This is a genomic window from Modestobacter marinus, from assembly GCF_011758655.1.
GTDB classification, from domain to species: Bacteria; Actinomycetota; Actinomycetes; order Mycobacteriales; family Geodermatophilaceae; genus Modestobacter; species Modestobacter marinus.
The window spans coordinates 13,011-38,858 of sequence record NZ_JAAMPA010000002.1; the positions used below are offsets into that span (position 1 = coordinate 13,011).

The 25,848-nt window shown below is 75.0% G+C and carries 19 protein-coding genes; 10 read left to right on the plus strand and 9 right to left on the minus strand.

The window, feature by feature from the left end:
- The first annotated feature begins 24 nt into the window (after positions 1-24).
- The gene (locus FB380_RS16095) at positions 25-1,683 is read left to right on the plus strand and encodes a putative bifunctional diguanylate cyclase/phosphodiesterase (protein ID WP_166756380.1); all 1,659 of its coding nucleotides are present in this window, start codon (positions 25-27) and stop codon (positions 1,681-1,683) included.
- Here FB380_RS16095 and FB380_RS16100 read toward each other — a convergent pair.
- From FB380_RS16100 to FB380_RS26025, 9 genes are all read right to left on the minus strand, one after another.
- On the minus strand, positions 1,665-2,732 hold the full coding sequence (locus tag FB380_RS16100; RefSeq protein ID WP_166756381.1) for a Gfo/Idh/MocA family protein: 1,068 nt from the start codon (positions 2,730-2,732) through the stop codon (positions 1,665-1,667). The genes FB380_RS16095 and FB380_RS16100 overlap by 19 nt on opposite strands.
- 23 nt (positions 2,733-2,755) lie before the next feature.
- The gene (locus FB380_RS16105; RefSeq protein ID WP_166756382.1) at positions 2,756-4,393 is read right to left on the minus strand and encodes an FAD-dependent monooxygenase; all 1,638 of its coding nucleotides are present in this window, start codon (positions 4,391-4,393) and stop codon (positions 2,756-2,758) included.
- A gap of 157 nt (positions 4,394-4,550) precedes the next feature.
- Positions 4,551-5,801, minus strand: a complete 1,251-nt coding sequence (locus FB380_RS16110; RefSeq protein ID WP_166756383.1) for a DUF3500 domain-containing protein — start codon at positions 5,799-5,801, stop codon at positions 4,551-4,553.
- Complete coding sequence (locus FB380_RS16115; protein WP_166756384.1) at positions 5,791-6,657, minus strand: fumarylacetoacetate hydrolase family protein; 867 nt, start codon at positions 6,655-6,657, stop codon at positions 5,791-5,793. Before FB380_RS16115 ends, FB380_RS16110 begins: the two co-directional genes overlap by 11 nt.
- Positions 6,654-7,565 carry an alpha/beta hydrolase gene (locus tag FB380_RS16120; RefSeq protein ID WP_166756385.1) on the minus strand — a complete coding sequence of 304 codons (912 nt, stop codon included), beginning with the start codon at positions 7,563-7,565 and terminating at the stop codon, positions 6,654-6,656. The genes FB380_RS16115 and FB380_RS16120 overlap by 4 nt, the downstream gene beginning before the upstream one ends.
- A 72-nt stretch (positions 7,566-7,637) precedes the next feature.
- On the minus strand, positions 7,638-8,198 hold the full coding sequence (locus tag FB380_RS16125) for a quercetin 2,3-dioxygenase (RefSeq protein WP_166756386.1): 561 nt from the start codon (positions 8,196-8,198) through the stop codon (positions 7,638-7,640).
- Between the two features lie 95 nt (positions 8,199-8,293).
- Positions 8,294-9,472: a glycoside hydrolase family 1 protein gene (locus FB380_RS16130; protein WP_166756387.1), complete on the minus strand. Its 1,179-nt coding sequence runs from the start codon at positions 9,470-9,472 to the stop codon at positions 8,294-8,296.
- The gene (locus tag FB380_RS16135; RefSeq protein ID WP_166756388.1) at positions 9,469-10,449 is read right to left on the minus strand and encodes an alpha/beta hydrolase; all 981 of its coding nucleotides are present in this window, start codon (positions 10,447-10,449) and stop codon (positions 9,469-9,471) included. Before FB380_RS16135 ends, FB380_RS16130 begins: the two co-directional genes overlap by 4 nt.
- A 91-nt stretch (positions 10,450-10,540) precedes the next feature.
- On the minus strand, positions 10,541-11,347 hold the full coding sequence (locus tag FB380_RS26025; RefSeq protein WP_166756389.1) for an IclR family transcriptional regulator: 807 nt from the start codon (positions 11,345-11,347) through the stop codon (positions 10,541-10,543).
- 178 nt (positions 11,348-11,525) lie between these two features.
- On the opposite strand from FB380_RS26025, the gene FB380_RS16145 reads away from it, so the two are divergent.
- From FB380_RS16145 to FB380_RS16185, 9 genes are all read left to right on the plus strand, one after another.
- On the plus strand, positions 11,526-13,118 hold the full coding sequence (locus tag FB380_RS16145) for an ABC transporter substrate-binding protein (RefSeq protein WP_166756390.1): 1,593 nt from the start codon (positions 11,526-11,528) through the stop codon (positions 13,116-13,118).
- Between the two features lie 97 nt (positions 13,119-13,215).
- Entirely contained in the window at positions 13,216-14,157 is a 942-nt protein-coding gene (locus tag FB380_RS16150; protein ID WP_166756391.1) for an ABC transporter permease, read from the plus strand.
- Positions 14,154-16,178 carry a dipeptide/oligopeptide/nickel ABC transporter permease/ATP-binding protein gene (locus tag FB380_RS16155; RefSeq protein ID WP_166756392.1) on the plus strand — a complete coding sequence of 675 codons (2,025 nt, stop codon included), beginning with the start codon at positions 14,154-14,156 and terminating at the stop codon, positions 16,176-16,178. Before FB380_RS16150 ends, FB380_RS16155 begins: the two co-directional genes overlap by 4 nt.
- Positions 16,175-17,221: an oligopeptide/dipeptide ABC transporter ATP-binding protein gene (locus FB380_RS16160; RefSeq protein ID WP_166756393.1), complete on the plus strand. Its 1,047-nt coding sequence runs from the start codon at positions 16,175-16,177 to the stop codon at positions 17,219-17,221. Before FB380_RS16155 ends, FB380_RS16160 begins: the two co-directional genes overlap by 4 nt.
- A 32-nt stretch (positions 17,222-17,253) precedes the next feature.
- Positions 17,254-19,896, plus strand: a complete 2,643-nt coding sequence (locus FB380_RS16165; protein WP_166756394.1) for a family 78 glycoside hydrolase catalytic domain — start codon at positions 17,254-17,256, stop codon at positions 19,894-19,896.
- The gene (locus FB380_RS16170; protein WP_166756395.1) at positions 19,893-20,819 is read left to right on the plus strand and encodes an alpha/beta hydrolase; all 927 of its coding nucleotides are present in this window, start codon (positions 19,893-19,895) and stop codon (positions 20,817-20,819) included. The genes FB380_RS16165 and FB380_RS16170 overlap by 4 nt, the downstream gene beginning before the upstream one ends.
- A complete protein-coding gene (locus FB380_RS16175) occupies positions 20,816-23,452 on the plus strand; it encodes a glycoside hydrolase family 78 protein (protein ID WP_166756396.1) in 2,637 nt (878 codons plus the stop codon). The genes FB380_RS16170 and FB380_RS16175 overlap by 4 nt, the downstream gene beginning before the upstream one ends.
- Complete coding sequence (locus FB380_RS26030) at positions 23,449-24,939, plus strand: glycoside hydrolase family 43 protein (protein WP_166756397.1); 1,491 nt, start codon at positions 23,449-23,451, stop codon at positions 24,937-24,939. Before FB380_RS16175 ends, FB380_RS26030 begins: the two co-directional genes overlap by 4 nt.
- A complete protein-coding gene (locus FB380_RS16185; RefSeq protein WP_166756398.1) occupies positions 24,936-25,796 on the plus strand; it encodes a nucleoside hydrolase in 861 nt (286 codons plus the stop codon). Before FB380_RS26030 ends, FB380_RS16185 begins: the two co-directional genes overlap by 4 nt.
- Positions 25,797-25,848 lie beyond the last annotated feature (52 nt).

A 25,848-nucleotide genomic window follows, 5' to 3' on the forward strand; every position in this document is an offset into this window, starting at 1 on the left:
GTCCGGGCAGCGGGAGGAGGGGCGATGGCGCAGAGCTGGCTGACCGGGGCGGCAGCTGCCGGCCCGCTGCCGCCGACCCGCGAGGGCGTGCCCGGCGAGCTGCGTCGGGAGGTCGTCCGGGACGCCGCCGTGGTCGTCGCCCTGACACTGGGCTGCCTGGCCGCCGGCATCGCCTGGGACCTGCCGCAGCGGCTCGCCGGCTGGTCGCTGGAGACCGGCGCGCCGCTGGACCACGTGGTCTTCCTGCTGGCCGCCTCGCACCTGCTGATGATGGGGTTCGGCGCCCGCCGCGGCCGCCAGCTGAAGACCGAGGCCGCCGAGCACCGCCGGCTGGAGGCGCTGCTGCGCGAGCAGGCCGACCACGACCCGCTGACCGGGCTGGGCACCCTCACCGCGTTCCTGGCCGCACTCGACCGGCTCGAGCGGTCCGGCGCCGCCCCGGACGACGCCGCCGTGCTGCTCCTGGACATCGACCGGTTCACCGCCGTCAACGACACGCTCGGCCATGACGTGGGCAGCGGGCTGCTCGTCGCGGTGGCCGACCGGATCCGTGCGGTGCTGCCGCCGGCCGCGGTCGCCGCCCGGACCGGCGGCGACGTCTTCGCCCTGCTGGTCCCCGACGCCTCCGCCACCGTCGCCTCCGAGGTCGTCGCGGCGCTGCGGCGGCCCTTCTCCGTGGGGGAGCTGGAGCTGGAGGTCGACCTGAGCGCCGGACTGGCGCGCGGGCTCGGGCCCGGGGCGGCCGACCTGTTCCGCCGGGCCGACGTGGCCCGCGGCACCGCGAAGCGGCAGGCGGCCGGGCTGGTGGTCTACAGCCCGGAGCTGGACACCTTCGACCCGGGACGGCTGGCCCTGCACGGTGACCTGCGCCGCGCCCTCCGGGCCGGCGCCCTCGAGGTGCACCACCAGCCCAAGGTGGACCTCGCCGACGGGCGGGTCGTCGGGGTGGAGGCGCTGGTCCGCTGGCCGCACCCCGAGCTGGGCCTGCTGACGCCCGACCGGTTCATCGTGCTGGCCGAGCAGACCGGCCTGATCGCCCCGCTCACCGACCTGGTGCTGCACCGGGCCCTGGCCGATGCCCGCGGGTGGCGCGAGCAGGGCCGGCGGCTGACCGTGGCGGTGAACCTCTCCGCCCGGCTGCTGCACGACCCGGAGCTACCGGCCCGGGTGGCCGCGGCGCTGCGCGCGGAACGGGTGGCACCGGAGGACCTGGAGCTGGAGGTCACCGAGACCGCCGCCATGGAGGACCCCGAGCGCGCCATGACCGTGCTCGGGCAGCTGCGGCTGCTCGGCGTCCGGCTGTCCGTCGACGACTTCGGCACGGGGCACGCCTCGCTGGCGCACCTGTCCCGGCTGCCGGTGGACACCCTCAAGGTCGACCGCAGCTTCGTGGCCGGGCTGGGCACCGAGCCCGCCGCCCGGGCCATCGTGCGCAGCACCGTCGACCTCGGCCACGCCCTCGGCCTGAGCGTGGTCGCCGAGGGCGTGGAGACCGCCGGGCAGTGGCACCAGCTCGCGGCGTGGGGCTGCGACCTGGCCCAGGGCTGGTGGCTGGCCCGGCCGGTGCCGGCCGCCGTCGTCCTGGCGGTGGCCGCCGAGATCGAGCGCCGGTGCGCCGGGCTCGAACCGCCGGCCGCCGTCGACGTGGCCGCGGTCGTGCCGGCTCAGCGGTCGTTCGGGTAGTCCACCCCGAGCTGCGCGCGGACCCCGTCGAGCAGCTCCATCGTGGCCAGCGAGTGCTCCAGCGGCATCACCGGGCTCTCCGTGAGGCCCTGCTGCAGGCAGCGGGTGACCTCCCGCAGCTCGTGCACGTAGCCCGAGCCGATCAGCGGGAACTCCTCGGTGCGGACCGCGCCGTCACCCACCTGCACGTCGAGCCGGGTGGGCCGGTAGACCGCGTGCTCGCCGTCGGTGCGGATCCAGCCGTCGCTGCCGCAGACCAGGGCGGTGTGCGGTGAGCGGGCCAGCAGGGAGGTGGTCAGCTGGGCCTGGGCGCCGGAGGCGTAGCTGAGGGTGAGCGCGTTCTGCGCGTCGACGCCCTCGGGCGTGACGGTGCCCGCGGCGTGCACCGCGTCGGGCAGCCCGAGCGTGCCCCAGGCCCACAGCAGCGGGTAGACGGCCAGGTCCAGCAGTGCGCCGCCGCCGTCGGCGAGGGCCCAGATCCGGGCGGTGAGGTCCTGCGGGGCGGGGAACCCGACCTCCGCGCTGACCCACTGCACCGTGCCGATCTCCCCGGACGCGGCGATCTGCAGCGCGCGCTGGTACGCCGGCAGGAACCGGGTCCAGACCGCCTCCATCAGGAACAGCCCGCGCTCCCGGGCCAGGTCGACGAGCTCCCGGGCCTCCCGCGCGTTGATCGTGACCGGCTTCTCGCACAGCACGGACTTGCCGGCGGTGAGCGCCGCCCGGACCACCGCGGCGTGCTGGGCGTGCGGGGTGGCGACGTAGACGACCTCCACGGCCGGGTCGGCCAGCAGGGCGTCCAGCCCGGTCCGGGTGTCGTCGTCGGCGTACCAGGAGGCGAAGCCCAGCTGCTCGGCGAAGGCCCGGGCCCGCTCGGCGTGCCGGGAGCTGACCGCCTGCAGGACGGCGTCGGGCAGCAGCGCCAGGTCGGCGGTGACGGTGGCGGCGATGGCGCCGGTGGCAACCACGCCCCAGCGGACCGGGCGGCCGGTGGCGGCCAGCGGGTCGGCGTCGAGCAGGTCGGGGCGGGGGATGGCGGGCGAGGTCACGGCTCCACGCTAGGGGAGCGCTCTCAGGCCCCGGACACCGACGCCGCCGACGCCACCTGCGCCCCGAGGACGCCGGCGAGGACGGCCTCGGCGTCCACCGGCAGCGAGCCGCGCCAGGCGACGTGCTGGTCCGGGCGGACGAGGACCAGGTCGGCCCCGCAGGACTCCCGGAGGCCGGGGACGTGGTCGAGGTCCAGCACCCGCAGCGGGACGTCGTGCCGGGCGGCCGCCGTCGTGAACGCCTCGGCGGACACCGCGCGCCCCAGCCGCAGCAGGGTCAGCTCCTCGCCGAGCAGGTCGTAGAGCGAGCGCCCGTCCGGCAGCCAGGCGTGCGGCAGCCGGGCACCCGGGTGCGCCGAGGGGCGGAAGGCGACCAGCTCAGGCTCCGGCACGGGCAGGCCGTCGGGGACGACGACCGGGGAGTCGGGGTAGTCGTAGCCGAGCACCAGGCCGAGGCTGTGGAACTCCGGGTCCTTGACCTGCAGCGCCCGGGCCAGCGCGGCGCGCAGGGCGGCGCCCTCGGCGGTCTCGGCGTCCAGGTCGCCGGTGGCGAAGGACGGCGCCAGGAAGGCCTCCTGTGCCCCGGCCGCGTCGATGGTCCGTTCCGCCACCGGCCGGCGCTCGGCCTCGTAGCTGTCCAGCAGGCACTCCGGTGCCCAGCCGTGCAGCACCGCGGCGAGCTTCCAGCCCAGGTTGACCGCGTCGCCCACGCAGGTGTTGAAGCCGTGCCCGCCCCACGGGGGGTTGAGGTGGGCGGCGTCCCCGACCAGGAACACCCGCTGGCCCCGGTACCGGTCGACCAGCAGCATCCGGGCCGACCAGGGGTCGGTGGCGAGCACCTCCACGTCGATCTCCGCGCCGGCCAGGCTCTGCACCAGCCGCACCGGGTCGACCTGCTCGGTCTCCGCGTCGACGCCCTGGACGATCGCCCACCACGTGCCGTCGAGGTCCAGCCGCCCCATCAGCCCGCCGCGCTCGGCGCCGATCACCCAGTAGTGCACGCCGAGGGCGCACAGCTCCCGTTCCTCCAGCTGGGGGGAGCGGAAGGTGATGCTCACGTTCGGCAGGGTGCCGGAGGAGCCGGCGTACCGGGCCCCGATCGCCCGGCGGGTGACCCCGCTGCTGCCGTCGCAGCCCAGCAGCCAGTCCGCGGTGACCTCGTGCTGGCCGCCGTCCGGGTCCGCGAGCACCGCCCGCGCCTCGGTGGGCCCGTCGGTGACCTCGACGGCGCGCCAGCCGGTGAGGACGGTGACCGAGGCCAGCTCGGCGACGGCGTCCCGCAGGAGCTGCTCGACCAGTGGCTGCGGGGCCTGCTGGCCCGGCTCGGCGAACTCGTCCCGGCGCTCGGTGGTGAGCCCGAAGGCCTCCCGGAAGCGGGTGATCTCGTGCCCGAACAGGCCGGTGCAGAAGACGACGTCCTGCGCGTGCTCGACCGGCAGCGGGGCCAGCGCGCGCAGCCGGTCGGCCAGGCCCCAGCGGCGCAGGTGCTCCATGGTGCGCACGCTGGTGGTCTTGGCGCGGGGGCGGAGCGGGTCGAGCGAGGTGCGCGGTTCGACGACGAGCACCTCGATGCCCCGCCGGCCGAGCTCCAGTGCGGCAGCCAGGCCGCTGGGCCCCCCGCCGGCGATCAACACCGGGACGCGGGCTGGCACGGCGGTCATCGGGGTCTCCTGTCCTGGGCAGCAGCGCCCAGTGGGTGGGAAGAGGGGGGGAGGGCGTCGGTCGTGCGGGCCGCTCGACGCCGGTCCAGCATCGGTGGCGGCCGTCACGTCCCCGTAGCCCGATGTCATTGAGCGGCAGAGCGAGACGGGATCGTCTTCAGGACCCGTGCGCCGCCTGCCACTGCCGGACCCAGGCCCGGCCGTAGTCGTTGCCGTGCGGGGTGCGCAGCACCGTGTGCACGTGGAAGGGCTGCGGGGTGGAGTAGTCGAGGAAGACGCCGCAGTGGTGGTCCAGCTCGGCGATCAGCACCGGGGACTGGACCCGGTAGTAGAAGACGTCGCCGGGGGAGTGGCCGCCGATCCAGCTGAACCAGGTCTCGTCCAGGTGCTCGGCCACCTCGCGCAGGCGGGCCCGGCGGGGGCCCTCGGGGAGCAGGCCGACGAACTGCTCGACGATCCTCAGCACCTCGTGCTGCGCCTCCGGCGGCATCCCCGCGACCGGGACGCCCTCCAGCGGGATGACCCGGTTGTCCTGGAAGGCGCCGGCCAGGTGGCGCTCGTCGCCGGGGTGCACCCGGCCCGGCGGCATCGCCGGGTCGACCATCTCGCGGTAGGTGGTGGCCGCGGCCCGCTGCTCGGGGGGCAGGGCGGCCATCACCGCCAGGCCCGCGGCGATCCGCTCGCCGAACGGCGACGCGGTGCCGGCGTGCGGGCCCTCGTCGATCTCGTCGGGTTCGGCGCCGAGGAAGACCGGGGACAGCGACATCCGGCCCTCGACGACCAGGCAGTTGACCGCGGCGTGGTGGCCGAACAGCTGCCACCCCCACGGCGCACGCAGGTCCGGGTCGCCGTAGAGGGCGATGTTGTAGCTCCACTCGCCCAGCACCGTCGGCAGGTCGACGACCTCGCCCAGGAAGCCGTTGATCAGCATCATGGCGTGGACGAGGTCGGCGCCCTCCGGTGACAGCGAGGCCCGCACCAGGGCCAGTGCCTTCGCCCGCACCTGGGCCGGCTGGAACTCCAGCCGCAGGCCGGTGTCGAACTGCATGAACTCCGGGTTCGCCCAGGTCTGCCACTCGACGGCGTCGACCGGGGAGCTGATCCGCGCCCGCCCGTCGTCGTCCAGCGCGGCCAGGAGGTCGGCGGCGGCGGCGACCATCGCGGCGACCGGCGCCTCCTCGCCCGGCTCGGCGGGGGTCAGCGGGTACAGCCCCTCGCGCAGGACGCCGTCCTCGGTGACCCCGCGGAAGTCGGCGAGGTACAGCGGCGTCCAGCCCTCGACCAGCCCGCCGGTGAAGGTGCCCGGCGTCCGGGCGTGCTCCCGGTAGGCGTAGGCGTCCAGCCCGCGGACGCCGGCCAGCCGCGGGTGGTCGTGCGGGAAGAGGTACCGGCGGAACTCACCGGACACCGCGGGCAGCCTCTCCCCGTGCGGAGTTCCCGACGACGGTGTTCCGCAGCACGCCCAGGTGGTCCACCTCGACCTCGACGACGTCGCCGGGTTGCAGCAGCCACGGCGGCGTCCGGGCGTAGCCGACCCCCGACGGCGTGCCGGTGGCCAGCAGGTCGCCGGGGCGCAGCGTGAACGTCCGGGAGATCAGGGAGAGGGTGTCGCCGACGGTGTAGACCATCTCGTCGGTGCGCCCGTCCTGGACGGTCTCGCCGTTGACCCGGGTCTGCACCCGCAGGCCCTCGCGCAGGTCGCCGACCTCGGCGGCCGGCACGAGCGGCCCGAGCGGGCCGGAGCGGTCGCCGTTCTTGCCGAGGATCCACTGGCTGGTCAGCTTCTGCGCCCGCCGCGAGGTGAGGTCGTTGAAGGTGGAGTAGCCGACGACGGCGGCCAGTGCGTCCTCGGGGGTGGCGTCGACCAGGGTGCTGCCCACGTAGGCCACCACCTCGCCCTCCCAGTCCAGCCCGTCCTCCTCGGCCGGCACCGGCACCTCGGCGCCGTCCACGGTGAGCGAGGCGGTCCAGCGGGCGAACAGCGTCGGGTAGGGCGGGATCTCCTGGCCGGCGAAGCTGCCCTCGGCGACGTGCTTGAGGTAGTTCAGCCCGATGCAGACCACCCGGGCGCCGGGCAGCACCGGCGGCACGAACTCGACGTCGGCCGCAGCGAGCGTCTCCCCGCCGGGCTCGCGGGACAGGTGCCCGGCGGCGTCGGTCCAGAAGTCCTCCAGTCCGGCCACGACGGTGACCGAGGCGCCGTCGTCGGAGAGCGCGGCGACCTGCACCCCGCCGCCGTCCCGGCGGATGCCGACTGTCCTCATGCCCGGTCTCCTTCGTCGATCAGGTGGCGCCGCAGGAAGGCGACGGTGCGGGCCAGCGCGTCGGTGGCCGCGTCCGGGGCGCCGAGCCACATGTGGTCGGCGCCGTCGTAGGTGTGCAGCTGCACGTCGGGCAGCAGTCCGGCCAGCCGCTCGCTCTGCACGCAGGGGACGAACCGGTCGGCCCGGCCGTGCAGCAGCAGGAACGGCGGTGCGCTGGGGGAGGCGTGTGTGAGTGGGCCGGCCTGCGCGGCCAGCTCGGGGACGGTGGACACCGGCGCACCGAGCAGCTGCGCCTCGCGGCTGTCCGGGGCGGCGGGGTCGTTGCCGATGTCGGTCGCCACCGCCGCGACGTCGCTCGGTGCGTACCAGGCGGCCACGGCGGAGACCGCGGACGACGGGCCGGTGACGCCGACCTCGCCCTCGAGGGCGGGGTCGGTCACCAGGCCCAGCAGCTCGGCCAGGTGGCCGCCGGCCGACTCCCCCCAGGCGGCGACCCGGTCGGCGTCGACCCCCAGCTCGGCGGCGCGGGAGCGCAGCCACCGGACGGCGGCCTTGGCGTCGTGCAGCTGCGCCGGCCACACCGCCTCCCCCGACAGCCGGTAGTCGACGCTGGCCACGGCGACCCCGGCCTGGGCGACGGCCTCGAACGGCGTCGGGTCCGCCTCCCGGTAGGCCGGCCCCGCGCTGCGCCGGCTGCCCAGCCGCCACCCGCCGCCGTGCAGGAACACCACGACCGGTGCCGGGCCGTCCTCGGCCGGGAGGTACAGGTCGAGCTCGAGCGGCCGGGCGCCGGGCAGTGCCGCGAAGGGCACGCCGGACAGCACCCGGACGCCGCCGGCCCCGGTGCGGGGCGGGGGCAGGGGCGCCTCGTGGGCGGGTGGTGGGAGCGGGAGGGCAGGCGTGGGCACGGGTCTCCTCAGGGCGCGCTCCCGCAGCCGAGGGGGCCTCGGCTGCGGGGGAGGTGCGGTGGGCGGCGCGGGTCAGGCGGTGGGCTCGGGCCACTCGAAGTCGCGCATGAACTGCATGTTGTGCTGCTGCGCCGCGGCCTGCATGCGCGGGAAGTCCGGGATGAACGGCGGCTGGTCCGGGGCCGTGGAGTCGGTCGGGGTGCCCATGTGCTGGAAGAACCGCTCGAAGCCGCCGGACAGCGTGCCCATCATCCGGGCGTCCTCGACGATCTGGTACGCGTGGGCGAAGCCGGCCGGCACGTAGCCGAAGTCCCCGGGGGTGAGCAGCTGCGACTGCTTGGCGCCCTCGGCGTCCTGGAAGAACAGCCGCACCTTGCCCTCGAGCACGTAGAACGTCTCGTGGGTCTCGTTGTGCGAGTGGGTGGGGATGACGTCGCCGGCGGGGGAGGCGCTGGTGATGATGCCGAACTGGTTGCCGGTCTCGTCGCCGGAGAGCAGCACGGTGAACACGTCGCCGAACAGCTTGGCGTGCTCGCCCTCGCCGCTGCGGAGCACGTAGGGCTGCGGCTTGCCGGGCAGCACGCCCTGCCACTGCGGGCCCTTCGCGGGGTCGATCAGGTACTCGAAGCTCATGGGGTGCTCCCGGTTCGGTGTCGACGTTGACGGTGCCGAGCCTCGGTGACCGGTGTCACCGCGGCCCAGCGAGCTGCCATTGGGCGGCAGGCGGATCAGGCGAGGCCGTTGCGCTTCGCGACGTCGCCCAGCCAGGCCAGGCTCGGCTTGGGGGTGCGGGCGAACGTCTCCCGGTCGACGGCGACCAGACCGAAGGTGGGTGCGAAGCCGAGCATCCACTCGAAGTTGTCCAGCAGGCTCCAGTGCACGTAGCCGCGCACGTCGGCGCCGTCGGCGATCGCCTCGGCCAGGCCGCGGAGCGCGTCGGTGGTGAAGGCGATCCGGTCGGCGTCGTCGGCGGTGGCGATGCCGTTCTCGGTGACGATCAGCGGGGTCTCCGGCAGCACCGAGGACGCGTACCGGATCGCCGCACCGAGGGCCTCCGGCCGGCGCTCCATGCCGTGGGCCAGGGTCTGCCGGTCGGCAGGCGGGGCGATCAGCCCGTCGGTGCCGAACCGCTGGGCCGTGTAGATCTGCAGCCCGACGAAGTCGTCGCCGGCGGCGGCGTGCAGGAACTGGTCCATCATCGCGGCGCGCGCCGTCTGCAGGTGCTCCTGGCCGCCCTCGTCGATGTACTCCAGCCCCACCAGGGTCATCCCCGCCGGCGCGGACCCGGCGCCCCGGAGCACCTCCATGCTGCGGCGGTGCAGGCCGATCAGCGCCTCCGCGACGCCCTGGTCGGGCACCGGCAGGCCCCGGATCTCCTCACCGCGGCGGGCCATCGCGCCGATCACCGGCTGCACCGCCATCAGGTTCGGCTCGTTGATCGTGGCCACGTACTCGGCGTCGGCGACGGCCGGCAGGGCGAGCTCGGTGAACCGGGCGACCCGGTCACCGGCCTTCGGCCCGGTCCAGCCGCCGTCGTGCATCATCCAGCGCGGCATCGTGAAGTGGACCAGCGTGGCGATCGGGGCCAGCCCTCGGTCCCGGCAGCCGTCGACGATCCGGCGGTAGTGGTCCAGCGCCGCGCGGGAGACCTCGCCCTCGGCCGGCTCGATCCGGCTCCACTCCAGGCTGAACCGGTAGGTGGTGAGCCCGGCCCCGGCGACCAGGTCGAGGTCGTCGGACCACCGGTGCCACGAGTCGCAGGCGTCGCCGCTGGGCTCCGCGAAGGGGGAGTGCGGCGCGTGCTCCATCTCCCAGTGGTCGTTGTTCACGTTGCCGCCCTCGACCTGGTGCGCGGCGGTGGCCGTCCCCCAGAGGAAGCCGTCGGGGAACTGTGCAGGTGCGGTCATGCCGCCACCTCCAGGGTCTCGGGAGTGCGGGCGGTGGCGACGACGTCGGCCATCAGGGTCAGCGTGGAGTCGACCGGCTCGAGGTCCGGCCGGGTGTTGAGGAAGCCGTGCAGCATCCCGACGGCGGTGACCTGCCGGACGTCGACGCCGGCCAGGGCGAGCTGCGCGACGAACGCCTCGCCGGAGGAGCGCAGGTCGTCGTACTCGGCGTTGACCACCAGCGTCGGGCAGAGCCCCTCCAGGACGGCGAGCGCGCCGAAGGCGTAGCCGTCGGCCGACGACAGCGGCCCGCCCAGGTAGTTGGTGTTGAAGGAGTGGGTGTCCTCCGGCAGGAAGCGCAGCAGCGCCGGGACCTCGGCCATCCGTGCGGCGAGGGCTGGCGAGGCCGGGGGCAGCACTGCGTGGGCCACCGGGTAGATCGGCAGCAGCGCGGCCGGCGGCTCCCCGTCCTCGTCGCGCAGCTTCAGTGCCGCCCCGATGGCGAGGTTGCCACCGGCGCTGGCGCCGCCCAGGGACAGCCGCGTCGGGTCGATCCCCAGCGCGTCCGCGTTCTCGCGGGTCCACCGGAACGCGGCCACCACGTCGTCGTACGGCACCGGGTGGTGCACGCCGTCGTGGCACAGCCGGTAGTCGACGCTGACCACGACCGCGCCGGCGCGGTCGGCCATCTGCCGGGCGGTCCAGTCGGCCTCGGGCATGTCCAGGTCCCCGCTGACGAACGCGCCCCCGTGCAGCCACACCAGGCCCGGCCGGTCGGTGGCGTCCCCCGCGGGCAGGTAGACCCGGACCGGGATCGAGCCGTGCGGGCCGTCGATCGTCTCGTCCCTGGTGCGCACCTGCGGCGGGAGGGGGGCGCCGGTGATCGACATGAACTCGTCCAGGCGGGCCCGCTGGTCCGGGTCGGCCATCGCCGTCTCGAAGGAGGTCAGTCCCTCCAGCAGAGCGAGCTTCGACGCGATGGCGGGGTGGATCGGCACAGCGCTCCTCGGTGGTCGACGGTCCGATGAGCATGCGTGACCCGGCTCACCGTGATCAGCACCGCTGCCGGTCAATGGCAGGGGAGTCGGATCAGGGCGTCGCGGGGGCCCGCCAGGCGCCGAGCCCTCGGGAGATGCCCCGCGCGGCCGTGCGCACCGCCGGGCCGAGCAGTCGTGGTTCGGCGTTCTCCGCCGGGACGACGACCGACAGCGCGGCGACGACGGTGCCCTGGGCGTCGTGCACGGGGGCGGCGACGGAGACGATCGGCCCCGGGGCGGCGCGGCGGAGGGTGGACAGCCCGTCCCGCCGGATCTCGGCCAGGGTGCGGCGGAGCGCAGCGGGGGAGACCGGGACGTTCTCCGGCTGGTGCATCAGCGGCTGGGCCAGCACCTCCTCCTGGAACCCGGGTTCGGCGAACGCCAGCAGCACCAGCCCCACCCCCGTGGAGTGCAGCGGCAGCCGCCCGCCCGCCCGGTACAGGGCGGGGACGGCGCCGTGCGAGGACAGCCGCTCCACCATCACCGCCTCCTCGCCCTCCCGGACGGCGAGCAGCACGTGCTGCCGGGTCACCTCCTCCAGGTCGCCCATGAACGGCAGGGCCACCTGGCGCAGCCCGTGGCTGCGCGGGCTCAGCGACGCGACCTCCCACAGCCGCAGCCCGATGGAGAAGCGGCCGTCGGCGCCGCGCTCGAGGGCCCCCCACTCCAGCAGCCGGCCGGCCAGGCGCAGTGCCGAGCTGGCTGGGATCCCCGTCCGCCGGCTGAGCTCGCTGAGGGTCAGGTACGGCCGGTTGCTGTCGAAGGCGCTCAGCAGGGCGAGCGCCCGGTCGACGACGGGGTCCCCGGCCGGCGGGCGGTGGCCGCGGGCGCGGGGCGGCGCACCAGGGACCCCGGTCACCGGGAGGACATCCGTTCGTCACGGTTGAGGCACAGACCACAGTTGCGTTCCATTGAGCGGCATTGTGCCTGACGTCACGGCAGAGCCCGCCGCATGGTTGCCGCCAAGCCGGATCCCCGGCGCGGCCGACCCCGGCCGACATGACCCCTCTGCAACGAAGCGAAGGAGCCAGACCGGCATGAAGCTGTTCCGGACCCCCGACCCCCGGGCGCCGCGCCGCCCGACCCTGATGCGGACCGGGGTCGCCGTCCTGGCCACCGGGGCGCTCACCTCGCTCGCCGCGTGCGGTGGCGGCGACGGTGGCGGCAGCACCAGCAGCCAGAGCGCCAGCGACACCCTGACCTTCGCCTACGACGCGGACGCCGCCCCCACCGGCTACGACCCGCTGGAGTACTCGCAGGGCCAGTTCACCTTCTTCAGCGCGCTGTACGACTCGCTGTTCGTGACCCAGCCCGACGGCACGGTCGCCCCCAGCCTGGTCACCGAGTTCAGCAACAACGAGGACGACACCCAGACGACGCTGACCCTGCGCGACGGCGTCACCTTCGCCGACGGCACGGAGCTGACCGCGGAGGTCGTGAAGGCCAACCTGGACCGCCGCAACGACGCCGACCTCGAGGCCTACGGTGCACTGGCCACCGGCGGGGCCAGCGAGATCGTCGACGTGGCGACCCCGGACCCGCAGACCGTCGTCATCACCTGGGCCCAGCCGCAGGCCAGCCCGGAGAACGCCCTCACCGACACCGCCGGCGTCATCGTCGGGCCCGAGGGCCTCGCCGACCCCGCCTCGCTGGAGACCAACCCCGACGGCTCCGGCGCGTACACGCTGAACGCGGGCGAGACGACGCGGGCCAGCACCTACACGCTGGACAAGAACGCCGAGGCGTGGAACGCCGACGAGTGGGCCTACGACACCGTCGTGTTCAACGTGATCACCGACCCGCAGGCGCTGGCCAACGCGGTCGTCTCCGGGCAGGCCGACATCGCCACCATCCTCAAGCCGACCACGATCGACATGGTCGAGCAGCGTTCCAGCCTGGCGAAGGTCGGCGGCACGATCGTCGGCTTCCCGGTCATCGACAAGACCGGTGCCACCAACCCGGCCTTCGCCGACGAGCGGGTCCGGCAGGCGATCAGCCACGCCATCGACCGCGAGGCGATCGTCGAGCAGCTGCACCCCGGCGCCCAGCCGACGGCCCAGCTCTTCCCCGCCGACGCCGCGGGCTTCGACCCGGCGCTGAACGAGGAGTTCGGCTACGACCCCGAGCGGGCCCGCGAGCTGCTCGCCGAGGCTGGCCTGGCCGACGGGTTCGCCTTCGACATCACCGTGCTCGGTCAGCCGACCGAGGACCAGGTCGTCATCCAGAGCCAGCTGGCCGAGGTGGGCATCACGATGAACTTCGTGACGGCGACCTCCACCGACCAGGTGTTCGCGGCCGTGCGCACCGACCCGCTGATCTACGGGCCGATGGCGGTCGGCGGTCAGCCGGCCGGCTGGGTCGCCGGCGTGCTCTACGGCGGCTTCATGAACATGCAGGGTGCCGAGGAGCCGGAGATCGCCAGCGCCATGGGGGCCGCGCTCGGTTCCACCGGTGAGGCCAAGGAGCAGGCGCTGAGCGACCTGAACCGGGCGATCGCCGAGCACGGCTGGTACATCCCGGTCTACGAGGACTACGCCTACACCGGCTACAACGCCGAGAAGGTGGCCGAGCCGCCCTACGCCGGGACGAACAACTACCTGGTCCTCTCCGAGGTCGAGCCGGCCGTCTGAGCCGCCGGACGTCGGCCGGTGACCGCGGGGCCTCCGCGGTCACCGGCCCCTCCCGCACCCTCCCCGCACGCGCACCCGAACGCCGAAGGACTCCCAGATGCTCGCTTTCATCGCCCGGCGGCTGGCCATGGCCGTCGGCACGGTGCTCGCCGCGGTGGTCATCAGCTTCCTGCTGGTGCACGCCACCGACAGCTCCCCGGGCGCGGTCCGGCTGGGCACCAACGCGACCCCCGAGCGGATCGTGGCGGAGAACGAGGCGCTGGGCTGGAACCGCCCGCTGCCCACCCAGTTCCTGGACTACCTCGCCGACCTGGTGCGGGGCGACCTCGGCACCTCGCTGATCGACGGCCGCTCGATCGCCGCCGACCTGGCCGACCGGGTGCCCGTCACCGCCTCGATCGCCCTCTTCGCCACCGTCCTCTCCGGTGTCCTGGGTGTCTTCCTCGGGGTCACCGCGGCGGTCCGCGGCGGCCGGCTGGCCCGGGTCATCACCACCGGAAGCGGCATCGCGCTCTCCCTGCCGGTCTTCTGGGTCGGCATCCTGCTGGTCTACGTGCTGGCCCTGCAGCTCGGCTGGCTGCCCGCCACCGGGTACGTGCCGTTCTCCGCCGACCCGGTCGGCTGGTTCACCAGCCTGCTCGTCCCGGTGCTCACGCTGACCATCGGCGGGGCGGCGATCGTGGCGCGGACGGCGAACGCCGGCCTGCGGCAGGCGCTGGCCCAGGAGCACGTCCGCACGCTGCGCGCGATGGGCACCCCGGAGTGGCGGATCCGCTACGTGCACGCCCTGCGCTTCGCGAGCCTGCCGGTCGTCTCCGTGCTCGGCATCCAGTTCATCGCCCTGTTCGGCGGTTCGGTGATCATCGAGAACCTCTTCGCGCTGCCCGGGCTGGGGCAGGCCGGGCAGGCCGCGGCGGCCTCCAGCGACTTCCCCGCCCTGGTCGGCGTGGTCGTGGTGGCCACCGTCGTCGTCGTCGTCGTCAACCTGCTGCTCGACCTGGTCGTCGCGGCCCTGGACCCGAAGGTGCGTGCCGCATGACCGCCCTCCCGTTGGACGCGGCCGGGGAGATCTCGCCGGACCCGAGCCCGCGCCCGGGGCGTCGGCTGCCCGAGGCCCTGCGCCGGCCCGGTGCGTTGCTGGCGACCGGCTGGCTGCTGTTCGTCGTCGTGGCGTCACTGACCGCCCCGCTGTGGCGGCCCTACGGCGTCGCCGAGCAGGACCTCGCCAGCCGGCTGGCGCTGCCCTCGGCGGACCACTGGCTCGGCACCGACCCGCTGGGCCGCGACCTGCTCAGCCGGATCTTCACCGCCGGCACCGAGCCGCTGCTCTCCTCCGCGGTGACCGTGCTGGTCGCCTTCGGGATCGGCCTGCCGCTGGCGCTCATCGCGGCCGAGCGCGGGCCCCGCGTGGAGCGGGTGATCAGCCGGGTGACCGAGGTCTTCCTGGCGCTGCCGTCGACGATCCTGCTGCTCGCGGTGATCGGGGTGATCGGTGTCCGGACCTTCATCATCATGGCGATCCTGGGTGTGCTGATCTCCGCGGCGGTCTACCGCGTGATGCTCGGGGTCGCCCAGTCGGTCCGCACCCGGCTCTACGTCGACGCCGCCCGGGTCAACGGCCTGGGCTCGCTGCGGGTCAACGTCGTCCACGTGCTGCCGTCGATGGCCACCGTCATCGCCGTGCAGGCCGCCCAGCTGTACGGCATCGGGCTGCTGATCGTCGCCGGCCTGGCGTTCCTCGGCTTCGGACCCGCCGAGCCGGACCCCAGCTGGGGGTTCATGATCCAGGACGCGTCGTCCTACGTGTTCACCGCGCCGTGGCTCATGGTGCCGACGGGCCTCGTGCTGGCGCTCACCGTCATCGCCGCCAACGAGCTGGCCGATGCCCTCGCCGGCAAGGCCTCGGGGGAGACCGCGCCGGTCCGCCGGACGCGCCGGCCGGCCGCGCGGACCGCTCCCGTCGAGACCGCCGCGGCCGACCCGGCCGCCGTCTTGGAGGTCGCGGACCTGACCGTCGCCGTGGACGACGGCCCGGAGCTGGTCACCGGTGTGTCGTTCGCGCTGCAGCCCGGGCGGGTGCTCGGCCTGGTCGGTGAGTCCGGGTGCGGGAAGACGATGACCGCCCGGTCGCTGCTCGGGCTGCTGCCCGACGGCGTCTCGGTGACCGGTGGCTCGATCCGGTTCGCCGGCCGCGACCTCGTCGGGCTGTCGGAGCGGGAGCTGGTCGCCCTCCGCGGCCGGGAGATCGCGATGATCTCCCAGGAGCCGATGGTGGCGCTGGACCCGATGTTCTCCGTCGCCTACCAGCTCACCGGCCCGATCCGCCGGTTCCGCGGGGTCGGCCGGCGGGAGGCGCGGACCATCGCCGCCCAGCTGCTGCGGCAGGTCGGCATCGTCGACGGCGAGCGGGTGCTGAAGAGCTACCCCCACCAGCTCTCCGGTGGCATGGCCCAGCGGGTGGCCATCGCGCTCGCCCTGACCGGGGAGCCGAGGGTGCTGGTCGCCGACGAGCCCACCACCGCGCTCGACGTGACCGTGCAGGCGGAGATCCTCACCCTGCTCCGGGCGCTGGTCCGCGACACCGACCTGTCGGTCGTCATCGTCAGCCACGACCTCGGGGTCGTCGCCGACCTCTGCGACGACGTCGCCGTCATGTACGCCGGGACGGTCGTCGAGTCCGGCACCGCGGCGGCCGTGCTGGACGAGCCGGCGCACCCGTACGCGCAGGCCCTGCTGGCGGCCAACCCGCACGTGCCCGACGGCGTGCCCGTGCCGGTGCGGCTGGCGTCCATCCCCGGGACCGTGCCGCCGCCGGGCTCCTGGCCGACCGGCTGCCGGTTCGCCACCCGGTGCCAGTTCGCCCAGGACCAGTGCCGGTCGCCGTTCCCCGTCCTCCCCGCCCACGCCACCGGCTCGGTGCTGTGCGTCCGCGCTGAGGAGCTCGCCCGCGAGCACCTGAGCTGGGCCGCCGAGCCCGTCGGTGCACCGCCGGAGGCGGCCGGTTCCCCGCCGGAGCCGGCCGGTGCCACGTCCGTCCCGACCGCAGGAGCACTCCGATGACCGCACTCGCCCACGCCGCCTCCGGGGCCGGCGCGGTGCAGCAGACGCCGGCGCTCCGGGTCCGCGACCTGGTCGTCCGGTACGGCTCCGGGCGCAGGGCGAAGAGCACCCCGCCGGCGGTGGACGGCGTCAGCTTCGACATCGCCCCCGGCGAGACGCTCGGTCTGGTCGGCGAGTCCGGGTCGGGCAAGTCGACGATCGGCAAGGCCGTTCTCGGCCTGCAGCGGCCGACCGCCGGCACGGTGGAGGTCGCCGGGCAGGACGTCACCGCGATGTCGCTGAAGCAGCGCAGCCGCCAGGTGGCCGACCTGCGGGTGGTCTTCCAGGACCCGTACTCCTCGCTGAACCCGGCGCGCACCATCGGCCAGACGCTGGTGGAGCCGCTGCGCCTCATGGGCGTGAAGGGCCCGGAGGCGCTGCAGCGGGCCCGGGCGGGACTGGAGTCCGTCGGCCTGCCCGCCGACGCGGCCGACCGCACCCCTGCCCAGTTCTCCGGTGGGCAGCGGCAGCGCATCGCCATCGCCCGGGCACTGGTCTGCGACCCGAAGGTCGTCGTCCTCGACGAGCCGGTGTCCGCCCTCGACCTCTCCACGCAGGCGCAGGTGCTCAACCTGCTGGCCGACCTGCGCGACCAGCGCGGCCTGTCGTTCCTGTTCATCGCCCACGACCTCGGGGTGGTGCGGTTCCTGTCCCAGCGCACCGTCGTCCTGTACCGCGGTCAGGTGATGGAGACCGGCCCGGCCGAGGCGGTCGCCGAGCAGCCGCGGCACCCGTACACCCTCGCGCTGACCGCAGCGGCCCCGGTGCCCCGCCCCGCCGAGCAGGCCGCCCGCCGCGCGGCCCGGGAGTCCGCCGGCTTCGGAACGGCCGGGGCGGCCTCGCCGTCGGCGACGGGCTGCCCGTTCGTGCCGCGCTGCCCGCTGTCCACCGACGTCTGCATCGAGCAGCGCCCGCCGCTGCGGCTGGTCGACACCGACCTCACCGCCTGCCACCACGCCGAGCGGTCGGCCGACCTCGGTGCCCCGCTGCACCGCGGCCGCTGAACCGCCCGCCCACCACGTCCGACAGGAGAGGCATGTCTGCGCCGCACGGCCTGCGGGTGGAGCACCTGGACGAACCGCTGGGCCTCTGCACCACCACGCCCCGGCTGTCCTGGCAGCTGCCGGCCGGTGCCCGGGAACAGCGGGCGTCCCGGCTCACCGCGGACACCGGCTGGGACACCGGCTGGGTGGAGGGCGACCGCAGCCTGCTCGTGCCCTACGCCGGCCCGCCGCTGTCCTCCGGGCAGCGGGTGCAGTGGCAGGTGCAGGTCCGCACCGACCTGGGGGAGAGCGCGCCGTCCGCGCCCGGCTGGTTCGAGACCGGGCTGCTGTGGGCCGAGGACTGGCAGGCGGCGTGGGTGGAACCGGGGGAGCTGCCCGCCGGCCCGCCCGGGGAGCGGCCCGCCGCGCTGCTGCGGTACGAGTTCGACGTCGACCGGCCGGTGGTGGCCGCCCGGCTGCACGCCACCGCCCAGGGGCTGTACGAGGCCTTCCTCAACGGCACGCGCGCCGGTGACGCCGAGCTGACGCCCGGCTCGACCCAGTACGACGTGCGTCTGCAGGTGCACACGGCCGACGTCACGCACCTCCTCCGGCCCGGCCGCAACGCACTGGCCGTGGTGCTGGCCGACGGCTGGTTCCGCGGGCAGATCGGCATCCTCCGCGCCGCCGACCAGTGGGGCGACCGGCTCGCGCTGCTCGCCCAGCTGCACCTGGTGCACGACGACGGGAGCGTGACCGTCCTCGGCACCGGGCCGGGCTGGCGCAGCGCGGAGGGCCACGTGGTGGCTGCCGACCTGATCGCCGGCGAGCGGGTCGACCTGCGCCGGCTGCCGCGCGGGTGGGACGTCCCGGGGTTCGACGACGCCGGCTGGGCGCCGGTGGGCGTCGTCCACCACGGGTACGCCGGCCTCGTCGACTCCCCGGCGCCGCCGGTGCGCCGGGTCCAGGAGCTCACCCCGCTGTCGGTCACCCGGCTGCCCACCGGCGACCATCTCGTGGACCTGGGGCAGAACATCAACGGCTGGGTGCGGCTGACCGACCTGGGGCCGGCGAACACGACCCTCACGCTGACCCACGGCGAGGCGCTCGGCCCGGACGGCGACCTCACCACCGACCACCTCCGCCCCGCCGTGCCGTTCCTGCCCGCACCGCTGCCGGCCGGTCAGGTCGACCAGGTGGTGTCGGCCGGCGTGCCGGGAGAGGTGTTCGAACCCCGGCGGACGACGCACGGCTTCCGGTACGTGCGGGTCGAGGGCCACCCCGGCGACCTCACCGTCGACGACGTGCGCGGCATCGTGGTGCACACCGACCTGCGGCGCACCGGATGGTTCAGCTGCAGCGACGAGCGGCTGGACCGGCTGCACGAGGCGGCGGTGTGGAGCTTCCGGGGCAACGCCTGCGACGTCCCGACCGACTGCCCGCACCGGGAGCGGGCCGGCTGGACCGGCGACTGGCAGCTGTTCGTGCCGACCGCCGCCTTCCTCTACGACGTGGCCGGGTTCTCCGCCAAGTGGCTGCGCGACGTGGCCGCCGACCAGTGGCCCGACGGCACGGTCGCCAACATCAGCCCGTCGTCGCGCAGCGAGGGGCGGGACAGCCCGGTCGCCGGGATGAACGGCTCGGCGGGCTGGGGCGACGCGGCGGTCATCGTGCCCTGGGAGCTCCACCGGGCCTACGGCGACGAGCAGATGCTGGCCGAGCTCTGGCCGACGATGGTCGGCTGGCTGGACCGGGCCGAGCGGATGGCCCGTGACCACCGGCACCCGCAGCGGGCCGCCCGTCGGCCCGAGCCCGCACCGCACGAGCGGTTCCTCTGGGACACCGGCTTCCACTGGGGCGAGTGGCTGGTGCCCGGTGAGGAGATCGACGACTTCGGCGCGTTCGTCGCCGCGGACAAGGGCGAGGTGGCCACCGCCTACCTCGCGCACAGCGCCACGCTGATGAGCCGGATCGCCGCCGTCCTCGGCCGCACGACGGACGCCGACCGCTACGCCCGGCTGGCCGCCGGCGCACGGGCCGCCTGGCAGGCGGAGTACCTGGACGACGCGGGGCGGCTGACCTGCGACACCCAGGCCGACCACGTCCGGGCGCTCGCCTTCGACCTGGTGCCCGCCGAGGTGCGGCCGGCGGTCGCTGAGCGACTGGTCGAACTCGTCCGCAAGGCCGACACCCACCTGGGCACCGGGTTCCTCGCCACCCCCTACCTGCTGCCGGTGCTCGCCGACGCCGGGCACCTGGACGTCGCCTACGAGCTGCTCCTCTCCGACACCGAGCCGTCGTGGCTGACGATGATCGACCGCGGCGCGACGACGACGTGGGAGCGCTGGGACGGCGTGGACGCCGACGGCGTGCCGCACGAGTCGCTGAACCACTACAGCAAGGGCGCGGTCGTCTCCTTCCTGCACCGGTACACCGCCGGGATCGAGCCGCTGGAGCCGGCGTACCGGCGGTTCCGGGTCCGCCCCCGGCCCGGTGGTGGGCTGACCTCGGCCGAGGCCGCGCACGAGTCGCCGTACGGCCGGATCGAGTCGGCCTGGCGGATCGCCGACGGCGCGTTCTCGCTCCGGGTGCTGGTCCCCGCGGGCACCGAGGCGACCGTCGTCCTGCCCGACGGCACCACCCATCCCGCCGGCCCCGGTCGGCACACGTTCACGACGACGGAGAGCGCCCGATGACCACCACCGACACCCCCGAGTGGGCAGGCCCGGCACACTTCCTGCCGCCGCACGAGCCGATCCGGCGCGCTGACGGCGCCCGGCACTTCTCCGGCCTGACCTACGCCGTCGCCTTCGGCTACCGGCCGCTGCAGCTCGACGTCTGGGTGCCCGACACCCCGGCGCCGGCACCGCTGGTGGTCTACGTGCACGGCGGCGGCTGGATGATGGGCGACCGGCGGTACCTGCCCGAGACGCTCCGGCCGGGGGCGCTGTTCGACGCCTTCCTCGAGGCCGGCCTCGCGGTCGCGACCATCGACTACCGGCACGCCCACGAGGCCGCGTTCCCCGCCCAGCTGCACGACGCGAAGGCCGCCGTCCGCTACCTGCGCGCGCACGCCGACGTCCTCGGGGTCGACACCACCCGGATCGGGGCGATGGGCGAGTCGGCCGGTGGGCACCTGGCCGCGCTGCTCGGGCTCACCGCGCACCGCACCGACCTGGAGGGGCATCACGGGGTCACCGGACCCTCCAGCGCGGTCGACGTGGTCGTCGACTGGTACGGCGTGGCCGACCTGGACACCATGCCGCGCCAGGCGCCGCCGCCGGAGGTCGCTGCGCTGCTGCCGGTGGAGATGCAGGTGCCGCCGGAGGACCAGCTCATCGAGGGGCTGGACGGGCAGCTCCGGGACGACGCCAGCCCGATCACCCACGTCACCGAGCAGGCCCCGCCGTTCCTGCTGGTGCACGGCACCGGGGACTGGCTGGTGCCCTACACGCAGAGCGAGCAGCTGCACGCGGCCCTGACCGGTGTGGGCGTGGACTCCCGGTTGGTGCCGGTCGAGGGCGCCGAGCACATCTTCCTGGGGCACGGCGACGTCGACGGCCTGATCGACCTCTCCGTCTCGTACCTGGCCGACTCCCTCCTGGAGCACCGGCCATGAGCGACCTGACCGTCCTGCCCGTCACCGTCGAGCACCACCGGGAGCCGCTCGGCATCGGGGAGCCGGCGCCGCGGCTGTCCTGGGTCGCGCGCACCGACGTCGACGGCTGGCGGCAGACCGCCTACGAGCTGGAGATCGAGCCCGCGGACGGCCCGGCGTGGTCCTCGGGCCGGGTCGACTCCGACGGGTCGGTCCTCGTGCCCTGGGGCGCACCCCCGCTGGCCAGTCGTGAGCGGCGCGCGGTCCGGGTCCGGGTGTGGGGCGAGGGGGTGGGTGAGCCGTCGGCCTGGAGCGAGGACGTCGTCGTCGAGGCCGGGCTGCTCGACCCGGCCGACTGGACGGCGACCCTCGTCCGGCCCGTGCTCCCCGCGGACGCCGGCGACGAGCCGGCGGCGCTGCTCCGCCGTGAGTTCGTGCTCGACCGGCCGGTGGTCCGGGCCCGGTTGTACGCCACCGCGCAGGGCGTCTACGAGGCCGAGCTGAACGGTGCGGTCGTCGGCGACGAGGTGCTGGCGCCGGGCTGGACCAGCTACACCCACCGGCTGCGCTACCAGACCCACGACGTGACAGGCCTGGTGCACGAGGGCGCCAACGCGTTCGGCGTCCACCTCGCCGACGGCTGGTACACCGGCTTCCTCGGCTTCACCGGCAAGCGCGACTGGTACGGCGACCGCACCGGCGCCTTCGCCCAGCTGGAGGTCGAGCACCCGGACGGCAGCCGCACGGTGGTCAGCACCGACGACACGTGGCGGTCGGCGCCGAGCCCGCTGACCCGGGCGGGGCTCTACAACGGCGAGACGTTCGACGCCCGGCGGGAGCTGCCCGGGTGGTCGCAGCCGGCCTTCGACGACAGCGGCTGGACACCGGTGGAGCCCGGGACCCTGGAGGTGACCACCCTCGTCGCCCCGACCGGGCCGCCGGTGCGCCGCACCGAGATCCTGCCGGTGCGCGAGATCAGCACCTCCCCGTCGGGGAGGACGCTGGTCGACTTCGGGCAGAACCTGGTCGGCCGCCTGCGGCTCTCGCTGCCGGACGCACCGGCGGGCACCGAGGTCACCGTCCGGCACGCCGAGGTGCTCGAGCACGGCGAGCTGGGCACCCGCCCGCTGCGCGCCGCCGACGCGACCGAGGTCATCGTCCTGGACGGCGCGGGGCCCCGTACCTGGGAGCCGCGGTTCACCTTCCACGGCTTCCGGTACGCCGAGGTCAGCGGCTGGCCCGGGGAGCTGACCGCCGACTCGCTGGAGGCGGTGGTCCTGCACACCGACCTGCGCCGCACCGGCACGTTCAGCTGCTCCGACGCCGACGTCACCCGGCTGCACGAGAACGTGGTGTGGGGGATGCGCGGCAACTTCCTCGACGTCCCGACCGACTGCCCGCAGCGCGACGAGCGGCTGGGCTGGACCGGTGACCTCCAGGTCTTCGCCCCGACCGCATCGTTCCTGTACGACACCACCGGCATGCTGCGGTCCTGGCTGGCCGACCTGGCCGCCGAGCAGCTGACCGACCACGACGGCATCGTGCCGATGTACGTGCCCTACATCCCGATGCTGCCCATCCCGCTGCAGGCCGACGTCGGCTGGGGCGACGCCGCCGTCGTCGTCCCGTGGGTGCTGTACCAGCGCACCGGGGACGCCGGACTGCTCGCCGACCAGTGGGAGTCGATGACCCGCTGGGTCGAGGTCTTCGCCGCCCGGGCCGGGGACGGGCTGGACTTCCCGGAGGGCGGGTTCTCCTTCGGCGACTGGCTGGACACCGCAGCGCCGCCGGACAACCCGGCGGCGGCGCGCACGGCCTGGCAGTGCGTGGCCACCGCCTACCTGGCCCGCTCGGCGCGCACCCTGGCGCAGGCGGCGGAGGTGCTCGGCCGCGACGGCGCCCGCTTCGCCGACCTGGCCGAACGGGCCGCCGCCCGGTTCCGGGCCGAGTACGTGACCCCCACCGGGCGGGTGGCCTACCCGTCGCAGACGGCCTACGCCCTGGCGCTGGAGTTCGACCTGCTGCTGCCGGAGCAGCGCGAGCACACCGGCCGGTTGCTGGCCGAGCAGGTGCTGAAGGACGGCTTCCACATCGCCAGCGGCTTCCTCGGCACGCCGCTGGTCACCGATGCGCTGACGAACGCCGGTGAGCTGGCCACCGCCTACGAGCTGCTGCTGCAGCGGGAGAACCCGTCGTGGCTGTACCCGGTGACGATGGGGGCGACGACGATCTGGGAGCGCTGGGACTCCATGCTCCCCGACGGGACCATCAACCCCGGCGACATGACGTCGTTCAACCACTACGCCCTCGGCGCCGTCGCCGACTGGCTGCACCGCACGGTCGCCGGCCTCGCCCCCGCCGCACCCGGGTACCGCCGGATCCGGGTCGCCCCACGGCCGGGCCCGGGGATCACCTCGGCCGCCGCGACGCACGAGACGCCGTACGGGACGGCGTCGGTCTCCTGGACCGTGGACGGCGCGGCCTTCGCACTGCAGGTGGTGGTCCCGCCGAACACGACGGCGGAGATCGCGCTGCCCGACGGCAGCGAGCCGGTCGAGGTCGGCTCCGGACGGCACTCCTTCACCCGGGACGTCGTCGTGCCGCCGCCGGTGGAGAAGCCCGCGCTGTTCTTCGACGCGGAAGCCCACCAGTGACCCCGACCCCCGTCGTCCCCGGGTTCCACCCGGACCCGAGCATCTGCCAGGTGGGCGACACCTACTGGATGGTCGTCTCCAGCTTCGAGTACGCCCCCGGCGTGCCGCTGTTCCGCTCGACCGACCTGCTCTCCTGGGAGCAGGTCGGCCACGTGCTGGCCCGCCCGTCGCAGCTGGACGTCTCCGCCGCACCCGGCTCCGGCGGCATCACGGCACCGACGCTGCGCCACCACGACGGCCGGTTCTGGATGATCACCACCAACCTCGCCGACGGCGGCTGGCAGACCCTCGTCACCGCCGAGGACCCGCTGGGGGAGTGGTCCGAGCCGGTCCGGCTGCCCGAGGTCCGCGGCATCGACCCCGACCTCGCCTGGGACGACGACGGCGCGCTGCTGGTCACCTACGCCGGCTTCGGCGCCGGCGGCCCGGCCGGGCTGGTCCAGCAGGCGGTCGACCCGGTGACCGGTGCCGCGCTCACCGAGCGGCAGCACGTGTGGCAGGGCACCGGCGGCCGGTTCCCGGAGGGCCCGCACCTGTACCGGGTCGGCGCGCACTGGTACCTGCTGATCGCCGAGGGCGGCACCGAGCGCGGCCACGCGGTGACCATCGCACGCGGGCCGTCGCCGCAGGGGCCGTGGGAGGCCTGCCCGGACAACCCGCTGCTCACCCACCGCGGGGTCGAGCACCCGGTGCAGAACACCGGGCACGCGGACCTGGTGCAGCGGACCGACGGCAGCTGGGCGATCGTCTTCCACGGCGTCCGCCCGCGCGGCGCGAGCCCGCAGTTCCACGTGCTGGGCCGGGAGACCTTCGCCGCCGAGGTGGAGTGGGTCGACGGCTGGCCGCAGCTGGGGGAGTGGCTGACCCCGCCCGCCGGGCCGGTCGAGGTCGAGGAGCTGGCCGGCGGCGAGCTGCCGGCCTCCTGGGTCTCGCCGCGCCGTTTCCCCGGCGACGTCCTCACCCGGGGCGAGGGCGGCTGGCGGCTCACCGCCGTGGACGCCGACCCGGCCTCGGACGACGCTGGCTTCGCCGGCCGCCGGCAGGAGCACCTGTACTGCCGGGCCCGCGCGGTCGTGGCGGCGCACGGCGACGGGGTCGGGGGCCTGTCGGTGCGGATGGACCCCCGGCACCGCCTCGAGCTCCAGGCCGCCGGGGACGTGGTGCGAGCGGTCGCGCAGGTCGGCCCGCTGCGGTCGCTGCTGGGCGAGGCCGCCGTCCCGGCCGGGGACGTCGTGCTCGAGGTGCGGGCCGTCCCGTCGGAGGGCCACTTCTCCTCCACCGCGCTCAGCCCGGACCAGCTGGTCGCCGGGGTCGTGGACGCCGACGGCGGCTTCACCGAGCTCGGCCGGATCGACGGCCGCTACCTCTCCACCGAGGTCGCCGGCGGCATGACCGGCCGGATGCTCGGCGTCTGGTGCTCCAGCGGCTCGGTCGTCGTCCGCTCCTTCCACTACGCCGGCAGTGACGAGCCGGGGGAGCTGCCGTGACCGGGTCCCTGCGCATCACCGAGCGGTGCCGCGTCGTCGTCGACAACGACTGGGCCGGTGACCCCGACGGGCTCGTCGCCCTCGCCCACCACCTGCTCAGCGCCGCCAACCGGGTGGTCGCGGTGACCAGCTCGCACCTGAGCCCGGTGTTCGGCCCGCCCGCGGGCGGGGCGGCCGCCGGGACGGCCCTCGCCCAGCAGCTGGTCGACCTGGTGGACGGGCCGCACCGGCCGGTCGTGGCCAGCGGGTGCGACGTGCCGATCGACGGCGGCGACACCCGTTCCGGGGCCGCCGACGTCATCGTGGCGGAGGCCCGGCGGGAGGACCCGCTGCCGCTGTTCCTGGTCTGCGCCGGCCCGCTGACGAACGTGGCCCAGGCGCTGCGGCAGGCGCCGGAGATCGCCCAGCGGCTCACCCTGGTCTGGGTCGGCGGGGCGCTCGACGGCGGGGCCTTCGAGTACAACCGGGAGACCGACGCGCAGGCCGCGCGCGAGGTGCTGGCCTGCCGGGACCTGGCCATCTCGCAGTTCCCGCTGGAGACCTACCGCCGCTGCACGTACTCCGTCGCCGAGCTGGAGCAGGACCTGGGCGGCTCGGGCCGGGTGGGCGCCTGGCTGTGGCAGCGCTACGTCGAGCTGCCGGTCCCCGACTTCCTCCCGCAGCCGGAGACCTGGCCGCTCGGCGACAGCCCGCCGGTCCTGGTCACCGCGCTCGACGACGCTGCCTGCTCGTGGACGGAGTCCCTCGTGGCGCCGGGTGGTGCGGTCCGCCGGGTCTGCACCGACGTGGACACCCGCCTGCTCGTCGCCGACCTGCTGGCCCGGCTCCGGCGGCACGAACGCCGGCAGGGGAGCTGATCGGGCACCGAGCAACGTCCCGGTGCGGTGTCTTCCACGGGTGACACCGCAC

Coding starts and splice junctions, on each gene's coding strand:
- FB380_RS16095 (WP_166756380.1), top strand. CDS start 25: ATGGCGCAGAGCTGGCTGACCGGGGCGGCAGCTGCCGGCCCGCTGCCG.
- FB380_RS16105 (WP_166756382.1), bottom strand. CDS start 4,393: ATGACCGCCGTGCCAGCCCGCGTCCCGGTGTTGATCGCCGGCGGGGGG.
- FB380_RS16115 (WP_166756384.1), bottom strand. CDS start 6,657: ATGAGGACAGTCGGCATCCGCCGGGACGGCGGCGGGGTGCAGGTCGCC.
- FB380_RS16125 (WP_166756386.1), bottom strand. CDS start 8,198: ATGAGCTTCGAGTACCTGATCGACCCCGCGAAGGGCCCGCAGTGGCAG.
- FB380_RS16130 (WP_166756387.1), bottom strand. CDS start 9,472: ATGACCGCACCTGCACAGTTCCCCGACGGCTTCCTCTGGGGGACGGCC.
- FB380_RS16145 (WP_166756390.1), top strand. CDS start 11,526: ATGAAGCTGTTCCGGACCCCCGACCCCCGGGCGCCGCGCCGCCCGACC.
- FB380_RS16150 (WP_166756391.1), top strand. CDS start 13,216: ATGCTCGCTTTCATCGCCCGGCGGCTGGCCATGGCCGTCGGCACGGTG.
- FB380_RS16155 (WP_166756392.1), top strand. CDS start 14,154: ATGACCGCCCTCCCGTTGGACGCGGCCGGGGAGATCTCGCCGGACCCG.
- FB380_RS16160 (WP_166756393.1), top strand. CDS start 16,175: ATGACCGCACTCGCCCACGCCGCCTCCGGGGCCGGCGCGGTGCAGCAG.
- FB380_RS16165 (WP_166756394.1), top strand. CDS start 17,254: ATGTCTGCGCCGCACGGCCTGCGGGTGGAGCACCTGGACGAACCGCTG.
- FB380_RS16170 (WP_166756395.1), top strand. CDS start 19,893: ATGACCACCACCGACACCCCCGAGTGGGCAGGCCCGGCACACTTCCTG.
- FB380_RS16175 (WP_166756396.1), top strand. CDS start 20,816: ATGAGCGACCTGACCGTCCTGCCCGTCACCGTCGAGCACCACCGGGAG.